15 protein-coding genes and 1 tRNA gene are annotated in these 12,339 nt (G+C 57.8%); 2 read left to right on the top strand and 14 right to left on the bottom strand.

Annotated elements, in window-relative coordinates; all coding sequences use genetic code 11:
• Nucleotides 1-250: 250 nt before the first annotated feature.
• Nucleotides 251-733: a PTS sugar transporter subunit IIB gene (locus AAAT03_RS08310; protein WP_349103079.1), complete on the bottom strand. Its 483-nt coding sequence runs from the start codon at nt 731-733 to the stop codon at nt 251-253.
• Nucleotides 734-890: 157 nt separating this feature from the next.
• Between AAAT03_RS08310 and AAAT03_RS08305 the strand changes: the two genes are divergently transcribed.
• A tRNA-Thr gene (locus AAAT03_RS08305) sits at nt 891-966 on the top strand.
• A gap of 215 nt (nt 967-1,181) precedes the next feature.
• Here AAAT03_RS08305 and AAAT03_RS08300 read toward each other — a convergent pair.
• From AAAT03_RS08300 to AAAT03_RS08285, 4 genes are read right to left on the bottom strand one after another with little or no spacing between them, the layout of a single operon-like run.
• Nucleotides 1,182-1,655: a YhcH/YjgK/YiaL family protein gene (locus AAAT03_RS08300; RefSeq protein WP_349103078.1), complete on the bottom strand. Its 474-nt coding sequence runs from the start codon at nt 1,653-1,655 to the stop codon at nt 1,182-1,184.
• A 32-nt stretch (nt 1,656-1,687) separates the two neighbouring features.
• Nucleotides 1,688-1,855 (bottom strand): hypothetical protein, encoded by a 168-nt coding sequence (locus AAAT03_RS08295; protein WP_349103077.1) that lies wholly within the window; start codon nt 1,853-1,855, stop codon nt 1,688-1,690.
• 4 nt (nt 1,856-1,859) lie between these two features.
• Nucleotides 1,860-2,795 carry a hexose kinase gene (locus AAAT03_RS08290; protein WP_349103076.1) on the bottom strand — a complete coding sequence of 312 codons (936 nt, stop codon included), beginning with the start codon at nt 2,793-2,795 and terminating at the stop codon, nt 1,860-1,862.
• A 59-nt stretch (nt 2,796-2,854) separates the two neighbouring features.
• Nucleotides 2,855-3,736, bottom strand: a complete 882-nt coding sequence (locus tag AAAT03_RS08285; protein ID WP_349103075.1) for an aldose 1-epimerase family protein — start codon at nt 3,734-3,736, stop codon at nt 2,855-2,857.
• A gap of 156 nt (nt 3,737-3,892) precedes the next feature.
• Here AAAT03_RS08285 and AAAT03_RS08280 point away from each other — a divergent pair, with 156 nt between their 5' ends.
• On the top strand, nt 3,893-4,477 hold the full coding sequence (locus tag AAAT03_RS08280) for a flavodoxin domain-containing protein (RefSeq protein ID WP_195246910.1): 585 nt from the start codon (nt 3,893-3,895) through the stop codon (nt 4,475-4,477).
• A gap of 75 nt (nt 4,478-4,552) precedes the next feature.
• Here AAAT03_RS08280 and nagA read toward each other — a convergent pair whose 3' ends face one another.
• The 9 genes from nagA to AAAT03_RS08235 form a co-directional block, all read right to left on the bottom strand.
• A complete protein-coding gene (nagA, locus tag AAAT03_RS08275) occupies nt 4,553-5,722 on the bottom strand; it encodes an N-acetylglucosamine-6-phosphate deacetylase (RefSeq protein WP_349103074.1) in 1,170 nt (389 codons plus the stop codon).
• A 117-nt stretch (nt 5,723-5,839) separates the two neighbouring features.
• Complete coding sequence (locus AAAT03_RS08270) at nt 5,840-7,006, bottom strand: SIS domain-containing protein (RefSeq protein WP_035137674.1); 1,167 nt, start codon at nt 7,004-7,006, stop codon at nt 5,840-5,842.
• 114 nt (nt 7,007-7,120) lie between these two features.
• On the bottom strand, nt 7,121-7,852 hold the full coding sequence (locus AAAT03_RS08265; RefSeq protein WP_215674973.1) for a GntR family transcriptional regulator: 732 nt from the start codon (nt 7,850-7,852) through the stop codon (nt 7,121-7,123).
• A gap of 185 nt (nt 7,853-8,037) precedes the next feature.
• Nucleotides 8,038-9,120: a PTS system mannose/fructose/sorbose family transporter subunit IID gene (locus AAAT03_RS08260; protein WP_055310429.1), complete on the bottom strand. Its 1,083-nt coding sequence runs from the start codon at nt 9,118-9,120 to the stop codon at nt 8,038-8,040.
• On the bottom strand, nt 9,110-9,910 hold the full coding sequence (locus AAAT03_RS08255; RefSeq protein WP_022094610.1) for a PTS sugar transporter subunit IIC: 801 nt from the start codon (nt 9,908-9,910) through the stop codon (nt 9,110-9,112). Before AAAT03_RS08255 ends, AAAT03_RS08260 begins: the two co-directional genes overlap by 11 nt.
• Nucleotides 9,911-10,000: 90 nt before the next feature.
• A complete protein-coding gene (gene agaV, locus AAAT03_RS08250; protein WP_022094611.1) occupies nt 10,001-10,483 on the bottom strand; it encodes a PTS N-acetylgalactosamine transporter subunit IIB in 483 nt (160 codons plus the stop codon).
• A gap of 36 nt (nt 10,484-10,519) precedes the next feature.
• Nucleotides 10,520-10,801 carry a preprotein translocase subunit YajC gene (gene yajC / locus AAAT03_RS08245; protein ID WP_022094612.1) on the bottom strand — a complete coding sequence of 94 codons (282 nt, stop codon included), beginning with the start codon at nt 10,799-10,801 and terminating at the stop codon, nt 10,520-10,522.
• Complete coding sequence (locus AAAT03_RS08240) at nt 10,801-11,244, bottom strand: PTS sugar transporter subunit IIA (RefSeq protein ID WP_035137680.1); 444 nt, start codon at nt 11,242-11,244, stop codon at nt 10,801-10,803. The genes yajC and AAAT03_RS08240 overlap by 1 nt, the downstream gene beginning before the upstream one ends.
• A 613-nt stretch (nt 11,245-11,857) precedes the next feature.
• On the bottom strand, nt 11,858-12,339 hold a 482-nt coding region (locus tag AAAT03_RS08235; protein WP_349103073.1), incomplete at its 5' end, for an IS3 family transposase.

The raw sequence follows: 12,339 nt of genomic DNA, 5'->3' as shown, positions 1-12,339 counted from the left end.
TCTTTTCGATGCCACCGAATTGGTGACATAACAAAACTATGCCGAATTACTACGATGAACCCACTATGTCCGACTACGCGCTGGTTTATAAAAAATTAGCAACTCGTCTACCTGCGGTTTTATTCTCTGCAAATTTGGCATGCTCGGCGATAAGCAATTCATCGTAGTAAACCGGCATAGTTTTGGCGGACAGCGCCACACAGATCCCCTACGAAGGCAAAATGATCCGTTTTCCTCCGTCCCCAAGGGATCAGTTGAACAGATTGCCGATGGGGTCGGGGGCGGAACTGGGGAGATAGCGGATTTCTAGTTCTATGCCGAGCTTTTGCAGCTCTCTGAGAACAGCGACGTCTGTGTCGTCTACGGCAACTGCGGGCGTTGCAGAGCGCTTGCCCTCCCTCGCCCGCATATGGCCGATGCTGATCTTGGTGATCGGCACACCACCCTTAACCAGCGCGAGCGCATCGGCGGGTGAGGCCACCATGATCAGAATCAGTTGGCGCGGCGTTGCAGTATGAATGATATCAATGGTCCTTTGCACCGAGAAAAACCGTGTCCAAACGCCTTCTGGCGCCGCCACCCTCATAGGCGCCCACTTGCGCGAATCCGCCGCAATCTCGTCGTTAACGATCAGGACGAGGTTGGAACCCACAGCCTCGTTCCACAGCTCAACGTCTTGCCCGTAAATGAAACGGTCGTCGATACGTGTAAGAAGGATCCTGGGTTGAGCCATAGCAGCCCCATTCTGTTTGAGACCCGTAAGAGCAAGACATCGCGTCTCCAATATTAGTGCATTTAAAGTGAGAAAAGCCGTCAGAACCCTTGCGCGGATTTGCGATGTCCCGTATCATAGACAGCCGTTGACGCATCAGTTGCGTCATCACATGGCCGCCAGCGTAGCTCAGTTGGTAGAGCACCGCTCTCGTAAAGCGGGGGTCACCGGTTCGAGCCCGGTCGCTGGCTCCATTGCACAAGATAGCCGCCTTCGGGCGGCTTTTTTGTTGCCGATTTTGAGTGCGTGTGCGCCAACCCAAGCGTCGCCACGGCTTCAGCTCCCCTATTCAAAACAGAAAACCCCGCCAAACGTGATTCCCCCAAGAGGAAACACGATTAACGGGGTCGTGGCGTGATTTCCCAAAGGGAATCACGCCATCAGACGAACGACTCAGCCGAGCAGCTCGCTACTCCTCCCAGTAGGCGTCGGCAAGCAACTTAAAGCAGATCTTCTTGACCGGCTGTGCGCCATCGCCCGGGAACTCGAGCGTGGGCATGTGAGGCTCACCGGCAACGAACAGTGCGAACTTGTCGTCGGCAAGATCGCCGGCGATCGAAGCGTCGGAATCGACCAAATCGTAGTCGTCCTTCTCGTCAAACTCCTGGACCAGCGTCAGGCTGCCCGTGGCGACCTTGAAGGCCTCGCGACCCTCGACGTCGACCTGCAGGTCGTGATAGCGCTGATGCGTCTCATAGTGAGCCTCGTCCTCGGGACGCGTCGTGGGAGCCATGACGTTCGCAAAGACCTTGTCGCCCAGAATCGGATGGCTGCCGACCTCGAGCTCCGCCGGGTCGTTCTCCTCGAGCCAGTCGATCAGCACGTCGAGGCCCTTGAGCATTCCGCGATACTCCTCGATATCGCCCAGTGCACCGTAAATCATCTAAATCCCCTCTCGGATCGTTTCTTTGGCGGCTACTCGGCAAACGCGTTACCGACGCTGTTGCCACCCACATACGTCTCGACCAGGCTAAGGTCGGGATTGAACACGACAAAGTCGGCGTCGCGCCCCGGCATAATGCTACCGCACTTGTCATCGGCCCTAACCACAAGCAAGCAAGCGATGCCGGGGCCGACGCCCATGCTCTTACAGCTCGGTCACGACAACGCCGTTGTAGACCTCGTCCCAACGATCCATGACCAGATGGCCGGTCATGGGATCCATGGCGTTGAGCTTGCCGCAGGTGTTGGCGGTACGCAGCACCGTCTCGTCATCCGCGCCAGCAGCGATGGCATGTGCGAAGCCTGCGATAGTGGAGTCACCGGAGCCCGTGGCGTTAACGGCGGGGATATCGGGCGTCTTGGCGCGGAACGCACGTCCGTTGTGGAAGCCAACGGAGCCGGCAGCGCCCATGGACACGACGACCCAAGGAATATCGGAGAAGCGGGCATCAGAGGCGAGCGCGGCGCGGAGCTTGTCCACATCGTCGGTGGTAAAGCCCGTGCCCAGAAGGCCGTTGATCTCGGTCAGGTTAGGCTTAACCAGCTCTGGCTTAATTTCGGACTTAAGGGCGGCCTCGAGCGAAGCACCCGAGGTATCGAGCAGCACCTTGGCACCGGCGTTCTCGGCAATGCCCGTGATCTTGGCGTAGTAGTCCGCCTCGACGCCGCGGGGCAGCGAACCCGAGATGGTGACGACATCGGCCTTGCCCGCAAGCTCGATAAACTTGGCGGTAAAGGCATCGAGCTCCTCGGGGGCAATCGTCGGGCCGCTCTCGAGCAGCTCGGTCTGGTTGCCGGCGTGGAGGATGTTGAGGCAAATACGGGTCTCGCCCTTGATGGGCACAAAGTCGTTGTTAATACCGTTGGCGTCCATGAGCTCGGCCATATAGGCGCCCATATGACCACCAAGCAAGCCGGTTGCCACGACATCGTCGCCCAGCTGGCCCAGGACGCGGGCCACGTTGAGGCCCTTACCGCCGGCGGTCTTTTCGGGCGTCACGCGGTTGACGTCGTCGATAATGAGCTCATCGAGCTGATAGCGCGTATCGACGGACGGGTTCATCGTAACGGTGAGGATCATTTCTAGCTCCTTATCTCGCAGGCTCCTTATGCCTTGCAAAACGAATTGGCTACATGCGACTACAGAATCTCGATTGTGAACGAGCGCACGATGGTTTCTTTGGGCTTGGCGATAAGGCAGCCGCGCTTGTGCTCAAGCACGTCGTCCTCATCGGAGCAGGTCGAAAGACCGCCCCAGGGCTCAACTGCCACAAAATCACCCTCGGGCTTGCTCCACACAATGAGGTACGGGAAGCCCTCAAAGCTCAGGCGGACGCCCTTGTCCTCGCCCTTTTTGGAAAGCGTGACCTGACGGCTCTCGAGCACGTCAAAGATGGTCTCCGCAAAATCGAAGAGCTCATGTGACAGAGGCAGCGTCTTTCCCACCATGGGGTTCTTGGAGCGATTGGTCACGTCAATCAAGCCAGTCGAGGGGACGGCGGTGCAGAGCTCCGCAGCCTCGTCCTTCTCAAAGCGCAACTCGTAGTCCGTATAGGCCTCGCCCTCATCGAGCGGACACCTAAAGCCGGGATGACCGCCAATAAAGAACGGCATGTCCTCGGTGCCCTCGTTGGTGACCTCATAGGAAACGCGCACGGCAGCGTCCTCGAGCGTATAGCGGGCGACAAGCTTAAACGGATACGGATAATCGCTCAGCAGCGCGGCGTTATCCTCCGAAGCCAGGCACATCGCCAGCTCGTTCTCGCTCTGGCTCAGCAGCTTCCACTCCTGTTTGCGCGCAAACCCATGGCGAGCGAGCTTTACATGATGCCCGGCAAACGTCATGGCGTTGTTATCGCGCAAGCCTCCGCAAATCGGGAAGCAAATCGGAGCCTGGCCGGACCACACGGCGGGATCGCCCTGCCACAGATACTCGCGACCTCCGGCCTCGATCGAGGTAAACGAACCACCAGCCGTGGACACCTTAATAGAAATCGAATCGTTGGAGAGAGCGTATTCCATTGCCCATCCTTTCGAACAACTGCTTTTTGCTCGCAAGTACCCGTCTCGGCCCTGACCAAAGGACAAACCCGCACGTTCTTCGATGCGTCCGGTATCCCAGCCATGTAACGGGGTACCATACAGACATTGATGCAATTACAGCTGAAAGGCCTTCTTATGCGAACCATCATCCTCTACGCCTCGCGCCATCACGGCAATACGAAAAAGCTCGTGGACGCCATCGTCGAGGCGCACCCCGAGATCGATACCCTCGACGTGAAGTCACTCGGCAAAAACGAGTACCCCAACCTGCACGAATATCATCTAATCGGCGTCGCCACGGGCATCTATTACTCCGAGATCGACAAGGATATGGCACGTGTACTGACCAACGTGCTGCAGCCGCAGGACAAGGTGTTTGGCCTTATGACCTACGGTGGCAAAAACAAGTGGTACGGCAAGGATATCGATGGCATCTGCCGCATGAGGCAGGCCATCTTTATGGGTGTCTACGGCTGCCCCGGCTTTGATACGTGGGGGCCGTTCAAACTCGCCGGCGGTGTCCAAAAGGGACACCCGACCGCTGAGGAAATTAAGGGCGCCGTCGACTTCTTCGACAAGATCGAAGATGAGTACGGCGATATCATCGTCGAAGAGTACGCCAAACGTGAGAAGCGTCTAGCATACGAGAAGGAGCATCCTGCAGGAGGCCTGGTGGCCGGCGTTAAGCGCACGGCAAAGAAGATCGCTAACAAGCTGTAACTGTGAAGGTGCTTTTGAGCGTTTAACCCATACGGCGGGTCCGAGCAGATTCGGGCCCGCCGTCTTTTTCTATCGTTACTCGGTAAAGGCGTTGCCGACGCTCTGGCCGCCAACATACGTCTCGACGAGGGTAAGCTCATGGTCGAACACGACAAAGTCGGCGTCGCGACCCGGCATGATGCTGCCGCACTTATCCTCGATGTGCGCGGAGCGTGCCGGCACCTCGGTTGCCATGCGAATGGCGATATCGGCGCTGGCGATGCCCCAGTCAACGATGTTCTTGACGCCCTGGGCAAGCGTGAGCACCGAGCCGGCAATGCTCTTGCCGTCGGCGAGCCAGCACAGGTTGTCCTTCATGATGACGTCCATGCCACCACTGGTGTAGCTGCCCTCGGGCATGCCGCCGCAGCACAGGCAGTCAGTGATGAGCACCGTGTGTTGCCAGCCCTTTGCCTGCAGCAGCGCCTTGATGGCGGCAGGGTTAACGTGCTTGCCGTCACAGATGATCTCGGCGTAGGTCTCGGGCGTGGACATGGCAGCGCCCACGACACCGGGCTCACGGTGATGCAGCCCGCGCTGACCGTTATAGGTATGCGTAAAGCAGCTGGCGCCAGCATTGATGGCGGCAGCACACTCATCATAGGTGGCATCAGAGTGGCCAATGCAGGTCACGACGCCCTTTGCGCTCAGAGCCGCGGCGTAAGCAGCGGCACCGTCGCGCTCGGCCGCCATGGCGCTCTTGACGATGCGACCACCCGCAGCCTCCTGCCACTGATCGAAGACCTCCTCGGAGGGGTCGATAAGATAAGCGGGGTTCTGCGCGCCCACGTGCTTCATGGTAAAGAAGGGGCCCTCCAGGTAGATGCCCTGAATGCGAGCACCGCAGAAGTCGGGGCCGCGACCCTCGTCCGCCTGAGCGATGGCGGCGCAGGCGTCCTTGATCTGCTCGACGCCATCGGTGAACGTCGTGGGCAGCCAGCTGGTGGTGCCGCGACGGGCGAGCTCGGTCGAGCTGATATCGATGCCCTCGGGATCGTTATCGGTAGTTGAGTGGTTGTAGAAGCCATGGATGTGAGTATCGACCATACCCGGTGCGATCCACGATCCCGTGTAGTCCTTAATCTCGCAAGAGGGCTCGTCGGCCTGCCAGGCGCCAAAGACGCCATCCTCGACCATAAGATAGCCGCCCAGTTGCGGGCCTGCCGGCAAGAAGAACTTGTCAGCCTTAATTGCGTACGTGCTCATATGCACTCCTTGCTTCTAAAGCAGTTGACTGTAGTGATGCTTATACCCAGCTCACGTAAAACAAAAAGCGCCCGCCCGCCGTTATGAGCGGACGGGCGCCCTTACAGGGGGACGCGATTAAGCGGTGAAGGGGTGAATCGTCACGCCCTTAACCACGCGGTTGACCGTGCCGGTGGGGCTCGGCGTATCGGGCGTGTTGCCCACGCGCACGGAGTTGAGCAGGCTGATAGCCTGGGCAAACATCACGAACGGCAGAGCAAGGTAGCCCTCGGGAAGTGCCTCGTAGCCCTTAAAGGTGAAGGACTCACCCTCATAGACGGTGGCACCTTCCTGCTGAACGGCGATGGTGTGCTGAGCGATCTCGTCGCCACCGATCTCGTTGAGGATGTCGATGTCGTACTGACGGGTGTAGGCGTCGTTATTGACGAACACGAAGACGAGCGTCTTATCGTCGACGAAGGACTTAGGTCCGTGACGATAGCCCATGGAGGTGTCGTAGGAAGTAGCGACCAGACCGTGAGCGAGCTCAAGGATCTTGAGCTGGCTCTCCTGGGCAAGGCCACCGAAGGAGCCAGAACCCAAGTAGGTCACGCGGTTGAAGTCGCCAGCCAGGTAATCGGCGATCTCGGGCTCACGGGAGATGACCTCCTCGCCCATCTTGGCAATCGTCTCGACCCACTCGGCCTTCTGCTCGTCAGAGGCAGTGTCGAAAATAAGGGTGGAGAGCAGGGTCATGCAGGAATAAGAACCGGTCATGGCGAAGCCCTTGTCGTTGGCGCGCGGAATGAGCAGCGTCAGCGCGTTGGGATCATCGGCAGACTCGACGGCGAGCTTGCCCTCGGGAGCGCAAGTGATGTTGAGGAACTTGACGTTGTGGACGAGCTCCTTGGCAACGGCAACGGCGGCAAGGCTCTCGGGGCTGTTGCCAGAGCGGGCAAAGGAAACCACGAGCGTGGGATCCTCGGCGCGCAGGAAGTCGCGCGGGGCGCTCACGATGTCGGTCGTGGCGATGGGCTTAAAGTCGTAGAGATCAGTGTTACCAGCGTGACGCAGGTACGGGGCGCAGGTATCGCCAACGTAGTCGGACGTACCGGCACCGGTGAAGACAACGGACAGACGACCCTCGCCCATAGCGCGAGCCTCGGCCAGGAAGGCCTCGATGGCCTCCTTGTTCTCGCGATAGATGTTGAGCGTATCACGCCAAAGCTCGGGCTGCTGAGCAATCTCGGCCGTGGTGATCTGGGCGCCAAGCTCGGTGAGCTCCTCGACACTCTTCTCGAACATTTTTAATACCTCTCTCTAGAAGTAATCCTCTGACGTGCAATTATACACTTCGGTTGGTTATCTGGTAGTAACCAGTTAAATGCAAAGAATCATCATATGGAAACGATGCGAGCACTAGTCGCTACGCTGGTGGTAAACCTTGTATTTAAACTGATCGGCACGAGCAACCGAGAGTGTGTACTCCACAACCTCGTTTGACTCGTTATACGTAGTCCTGACCAAATCGAGCACAGGCGAGCCCTCGACAATTCCCAAAAGGTGGGCGTCGGTGGGACGGGCTATGCTCGCATAGAACTCCTCTTCGGCCACGCGTATCTTTTGCTGAAAGTCTTGCTCAATCACATCGTAAAGCGGCTTACGCTCCAGCAGCGGTCGCTTTAGGGACAGAAATTGACGAACTGGTAGATAGCTGCGTTCGACCATCATGGGCATGTTGTCGGCAGAACGAAGGCGCTTGAGCTTAAAAATGCGATCACCGATGCGCAATCCCATATGCTCGGCCAGATTCTTATCGGCCTCCATCTCGCAAAACTCGAGAATCGTGGTCTCGGGTTCTCGACCCATCGCGCGCATCTGCTCGGTAAAGCTGTAGGACTGCATAAGATTGGTTGCTTTTGCCGAACGGTCGGTCACAAAGGTACCGCGACCGTGCTGCCGAACCACCAGTCCTAAACGCTCCAGTTCCTGCAGAGCCAGGCGTACCGTAGTGCGCGAGAGACCATAGCGCTCCGAAAGTTCGCGCTCGGAAGGAATCATGTCACCGGCGCGATATTCATGGTCAATCTTTTCGGTCAGAATATCGACCAGCTGATCGTACAGCGGTTGCTTACGCGCTCCGATCGCCATCCTATCCTCCCTTTTGCTCGAATTCGGCTAACTACCTAGGGTGTTTAGCATTATCTGTCTGCCACACCCGAATCATCAAGAAAACAAAAGCCGCGCGCTCTTTCGAGCACGCGGCTTTTAACATACACATGGCTTAAGGGGTCGGGGTGTGAGCCGCGTAGGGACACACCCCTCAAGCTAGAGCCTTACCAGATGCTCGGCCAGAGACCAAGCGGGCCAGCGCCCAGGATGCCAAGGACGAAGAGCAGGAGAATGCCCTTGGTCGGGGTCCAGCTGTGCTTAGCGAACATGTAGTAAAGCAGCAGCGTAAGCATAAGCGGGACGAGCTTCGGGACGATGGTGTTGAGGGTGTCGGCAACAGAGAAGTTGACCGGATCCTCGGTAACGGTGCCGTAGGTAACGGACTCCATGCCGTTGCCCAGATCGGTGACGCCGCACTCGACAGGGTTGCCGTCGGCATCGGTGGCGGTGAGGGCGTCGCCGTCCTCATTAGTCATGGCGATGGTACCGGCCTCAGCGGTCTCGGTATCGATGCCCTCCATACCGGTGAAGTTCTCGGCCTCCTTCTCGGAGACGATCACGGTAGTGGCGGAGAGGCCACGGGTGGTGCCGTTGGGGATCTCGAGGTTGATCTGGGTGCCACCCATGGTGACGACCAGGCAACCGACGACGAAGACGCCCATGATGGAAGCGGCACGCGTGAAGGCCTGCATGTTGGCGGTCAGAGCGTCAATAGCGCTGGTGCCAAGCTTGTAGGACCAGTTCATGAGCCAGAAGCGCAGAGCGAACTGGACGGCGTTGAAGATCACCAGGAAGATGATCGGCGCAGCGGCGTTGCCGTTGATGGCCATGTTGGAGGTGATGCCGGCCGTGATAGGCACGAGCGTCAGCCAGAACAGGGCGTCACCGATACCACCGAGCGGGCCCATTGCGGCGACGCGGACGGCGCGGATCGTGGGGATGTCAACCTTGTTCTGCTCGAGCGAAAGCACGATGCCCATAACAAAGGTGACGAGGAACGGGTGGGTGTTGAAGAACTCCAGGTTGTGGCTCATGGAAGCCGCGAGGTCGTTCTTGTTGGTGTGGATCTTCTCCAGACCGGGGATGATGGAGTAAAGCCAGCCAGCGGCCTGCATGCGCTCGTAGTTGAACGATGCCTGCAGGAAGCAGGAGCGCCAAGCCATCTTGTTGAGGGTCTTCTGGTCGAGCTGCGGAGCAGGAGTGAGATCCTCGTAGTGCTCCGGGATCACATACTCATTAGATGCCATCTTCGAAGTCACCTCCGTCAGAAACAGCTGCACCCTTCAGCTCGGTCTGCTGCTGGAAGTCCCAGAAAGCGATGCCGAAGCCGATGAGAGCGAGGATGAGCAGAGCAGGGGTTGCCAGCGAATCGTTGGCAACGGTGATGAGCGCGAGGCCGAAGCCCATGAGGAAGAAGCCCCACATATCGCGGTTCATCATAACCTTGAGCAGGACGGCGAAGCCGACGAAGCGCATCATGCCGCCTGCAGCGGACAGACCGGTCTGCAGCCAAGTCGGGATGGCAGAAGCGATGGTCTGACCGATGGTAGCGCCAGCGATGAAGAACAGGGTGACGACGACAGCGAAGATCAGGCCGAGCAGAGCCATGGCGAAGTAGTTCAGGCGCTCGATGCCCTTGGTGTCCGCGTTGTGAGCCATGTTATCGGCCGTGGACATAAGCGGGGACATAAGCGTGAAGACCAGGGTAACGCCAAGCTGGCCAAGCAGAGCGAACGGAATGGCGAGGCCGACTGCCGCGTTGGGCTCGAGGCCCGTGGCGATAGCGAGAATGGCTGCCATGATGCCGCCGATGACGGCGTTAGGCGGCTGAGCGCCTCCGATCGGCATGTTGCCGATCGTCATGAGCTGATAGGTACCACCCACGAGAAGACCGGTGTTGAGGTCGCCAAGGATAAGACCGATGACGGCGCCGGTGACGATGGGCTGATAGAGAGACTCGAGGAAGTCAAACTGGTCGATTGCCGCGATGAACGTAACAACGAAGACCAGAGCGATCTGGATGATCGAGTATTCCATCTTGCTCCTCCTTTCAAAATGTATGTACGCACTTTGGATATCACGTACAGAACGTCAGGGTTTCACTCCTGACAACGTGGATCACGAGGATTACGAGAAGAGCTTGCTCGTGTCCTCAACAGGCGTGCTCGGAACGCGCCTGATCTCCAACTCCACCCCCAATTCCTGCAGCTCTTTAAACGCAGCGACATCCTCGTCGTTAACTGCGACGGAGGTGGCGACTTGGCGCTTTCCTTCCGACATGTGCATGTTGCCGATGTTTACCTTCTTTATAGGCACACCGCCCTTGACGAGCGTAAGCACGTCTTCCGGTGTTTCGGCCACGATGAAGATCTTCTGGCGCGGGCTCGCCTTGCCAATGACGTCGATGGTCTTCTGCAGGGAGAAGAAACGCGTAGCGACGCCGGCGGGAGCGGCCATCTTCATGAGGTTCTGGCGCATGGTGTTGGACGCCACGTCGTCGTTGGCGACGAGGATGAGGTTGGAGCCCAGAGTGGAGTTCCACTGGGTGGCAACCTGACCATGAACCAGTCGGTTATCGATGCGGGTAAGAAGAATGTTGGGTTCTGCCATGTTGATCAGCTTCCTTTCGATATTTGCTGACGACAGTTACTTGATCTCCTGAATCGCGTAACGCGAAACATCTACGACGGCTCCGGATCGGACTTTGATCTGGACCTTCTCGCCTTCGATGCCTTTGACGGTTCCGTAGATACCGCCGGCGAAAAGAACCTCCTGACCCGGCTTGAGCTCGGTGTGCAGCTCCTTGAAGTACTTCTGCTTCTTCTTCATGTTGATTTGCGACCAGATGGTGTAAATCAAGCCCATGATGACAAGCAGGCCTAAAAGGGCAACCGAGGAGCTCAGGACGTTGGCTCCGAAATCGGCCATTAGATGCCGTCCTCGTCGCCGAAGATATCCTCTTCCTCGGAGCCGGCAACGGATGCGACCGTCTGGGCGGTGACGCCCGTCTGGCCAACGGTCACGGCCTGCTCGCCAAGCTCGGCGAGCGTGGCATTGCCGCGGAGGAACAGAAGCTCAATAACCATGGGGAGGTTAGTGCCGGTCAGAACCTCGACGTTGTCGACATCCTGGGCAATCATCATCGACTGGTTGAACGGGGTGCCGCCAAGCAGGTCGGTAAAGACGAGCACGCCATCGCACTCCTCGCGCATGGCGGTAATAGCGGCGCGGAGATCCTCACCGTAGGATGCGGCCTGGTCGCCCTCAAAAGGAACGACGGTAAAAGCAGGCTGGTCGCCGGCAACCATAGCGATAGCGCTTGCAAGGCCGGGTGCGAACTGTCCATGCCCGGTAAGAATAAAGCCAACCATTCAAATTTCCCTTCCGAAGGTGTGTACGATCTGAGTCCGATGATTTTCGGAAGCCAGCGGGCACTCGCCCTTAAAGCTTCTTAGAAAGCGTTCTTTGAAGACCAGTGGTTTCTAAACTGGTAGTAACCACGTGACGTGTTGTTGTCACTATATCACCCCAGAAGAGGTCGCTTTCGTTGATTCATACGGTAAAACGTTTTTGCACCGCTCACGGTTAAAATTCGACCGTTTACCGCTCGTTAACACTTCTACCTGCGGGTTTGAAACCGTTTCGAAATGCTTTGGCAAAAGATCGGAACTTTTTTTGTGTCTAAACAACGCAGGGTGGCTAAAAATGGCGTGTAGAAAAAATGCAGGTCATTGTGAAGATTTGTGAATTGGTCTTTTTAACTTAATACCAGTTAGAACCAGTTTAGAAATTATCGGTGAACGGTAGTTTTTGACCGTTCACCGATAATTTGCATTCGTTTACGACCGTTTTCCTAGATGAATTAGGGAGACCCGATGAAGCACTTGCGCAGGCGCAAGTCCTACCCTAGTGGTCTCGGTAACAAAAAGCCCGCTAGAACGATGTCTGAACTGCGTCCCAAATCTTGGACGCCCTAAATAGCGACTAGGCCGCGAGGGCCTGATTCCGGAACTCCTCCGGGGTCAGGCCCTTCAATCTTACCTGCCTCCGGCGCGTGTTCCAGTGGACTATATATTCCTCCAGGTCGCGTTTGAAATCCTCGAACGTCTTCCACTCGCGGCCCCGGTAGAACTCGTCCTTGACGTGGCCGAAGAGCTGCTCGGTGGCGGCGTTGTCGATGCAGTTCGCCTTCCTGGACATGCTCTGGACGATGCCGGCGGCCTCGAGCCTAGATGTGTACGAGGCGTGCTGGTACTGCCAGCCCCGGTCCGAGTGCATGGTCGGGGCGGCGCCCTCGGGGATCTTGGACAGCAGCTCGTCGAGCATCCTCACCTGCTGTGCCATGTCGGGCGTGGTCGATATGTCGCTCGCCACGATCTCCTTGGTGCAGAAGTCCAGCGTCGGGGCCCAGTAGGCCTTGCCGCCCGCCACCTTGAACTCGGTGACGTCCGTTCCCAGCTTCCGCC

Source organism: Collinsella sp. CLA-AA-H167, assembly GCF_040095305.1.
GTDB lineage: Bacteria > Actinomycetota > Coriobacteriia > Coriobacteriales > Coriobacteriaceae > Collinsella.
Note: the sequence above shows the minus strand (reverse complement) of the source record. Positions and strands in the feature narration are given on the sequence as shown.

What these genes read in the sequence shown, in the direction of transcription:
- AAAT03_RS08310 (WP_349103079.1), bottom strand. Translation starts at nt 733, where the DNA reads ATGGCTCAACCCAGGATCCTTCTTACACGTATCGACGACCGTTTCATT.
- AAAT03_RS08300 (WP_349103078.1), bottom strand. Translation starts at nt 1,655, where the DNA reads ATGATTTACGGTGCACTGGGCGATATCGAGGAGTATCGCGGAATGCTC.
- AAAT03_RS08295 (WP_349103077.1), bottom strand. Translation starts at nt 1,855, where the DNA reads ATGGGCGTCGGCCCCGGCATCGCTTGCTTGCTTGTGGTTAGGGCCGAT.
- AAAT03_RS08290 (WP_349103076.1), bottom strand. Translation starts at nt 2,795, where the DNA reads ATGATCCTCACCGTTACGATGAACCCGTCCGTCGATACGCGCTATCAG.
- AAAT03_RS08285 (WP_349103075.1), bottom strand. Translation starts at nt 3,736, where the DNA reads ATGGAATACGCTCTCTCCAACGATTCGATTTCTATTAAGGTGTCCACG.
- AAAT03_RS08280 (WP_195246910.1), top strand. Translation starts at nt 3,893, where the DNA reads ATGCGAACCATCATCCTCTACGCCTCGCGCCATCACGGCAATACGAAA.
- nagA (WP_349103074.1), bottom strand. Translation starts at nt 5,722, where the DNA reads ATGAGCACGTACGCAATTAAGGCTGACAAGTTCTTCTTGCCGGCAGGC.
- AAAT03_RS08270 (WP_035137674.1), bottom strand. Translation starts at nt 7,006, where the DNA reads ATGTTCGAGAAGAGTGTCGAGGAGCTCACCGAGCTTGGCGCCCAGATC.
- AAAT03_RS08265 (WP_215674973.1), bottom strand. Translation starts at nt 7,852, where the DNA reads ATGGCGATCGGAGCGCGTAAGCAACCGCTGTACGATCAGCTGGTCGAT.
- AAAT03_RS08260 (WP_055310429.1), bottom strand. Translation starts at nt 9,120, where the DNA reads ATGGCATCTAATGAGTATGTGATCCCGGAGCACTACGAGGATCTCACT.
- AAAT03_RS08255 (WP_022094610.1), bottom strand. Translation starts at nt 9,910, where the DNA reads ATGGAATACTCGATCATCCAGATCGCTCTGGTCTTCGTTGTTACGTTC.
- agaV (WP_022094611.1), bottom strand. Translation starts at nt 10,483, where the DNA reads ATGGCAGAACCCAACATTCTTCTTACCCGCATCGATAACCGACTGGTT.
- yajC (WP_022094612.1), bottom strand. Translation starts at nt 10,801, where the DNA reads ATGGCCGATTTCGGAGCCAACGTCCTGAGCTCCTCGGTTGCCCTTTTA.
- AAAT03_RS08240 (WP_035137680.1), bottom strand. Translation starts at nt 11,244, where the DNA reads ATGGTTGGCTTTATTCTTACCGGGCATGGACAGTTCGCACCCGGCCTT.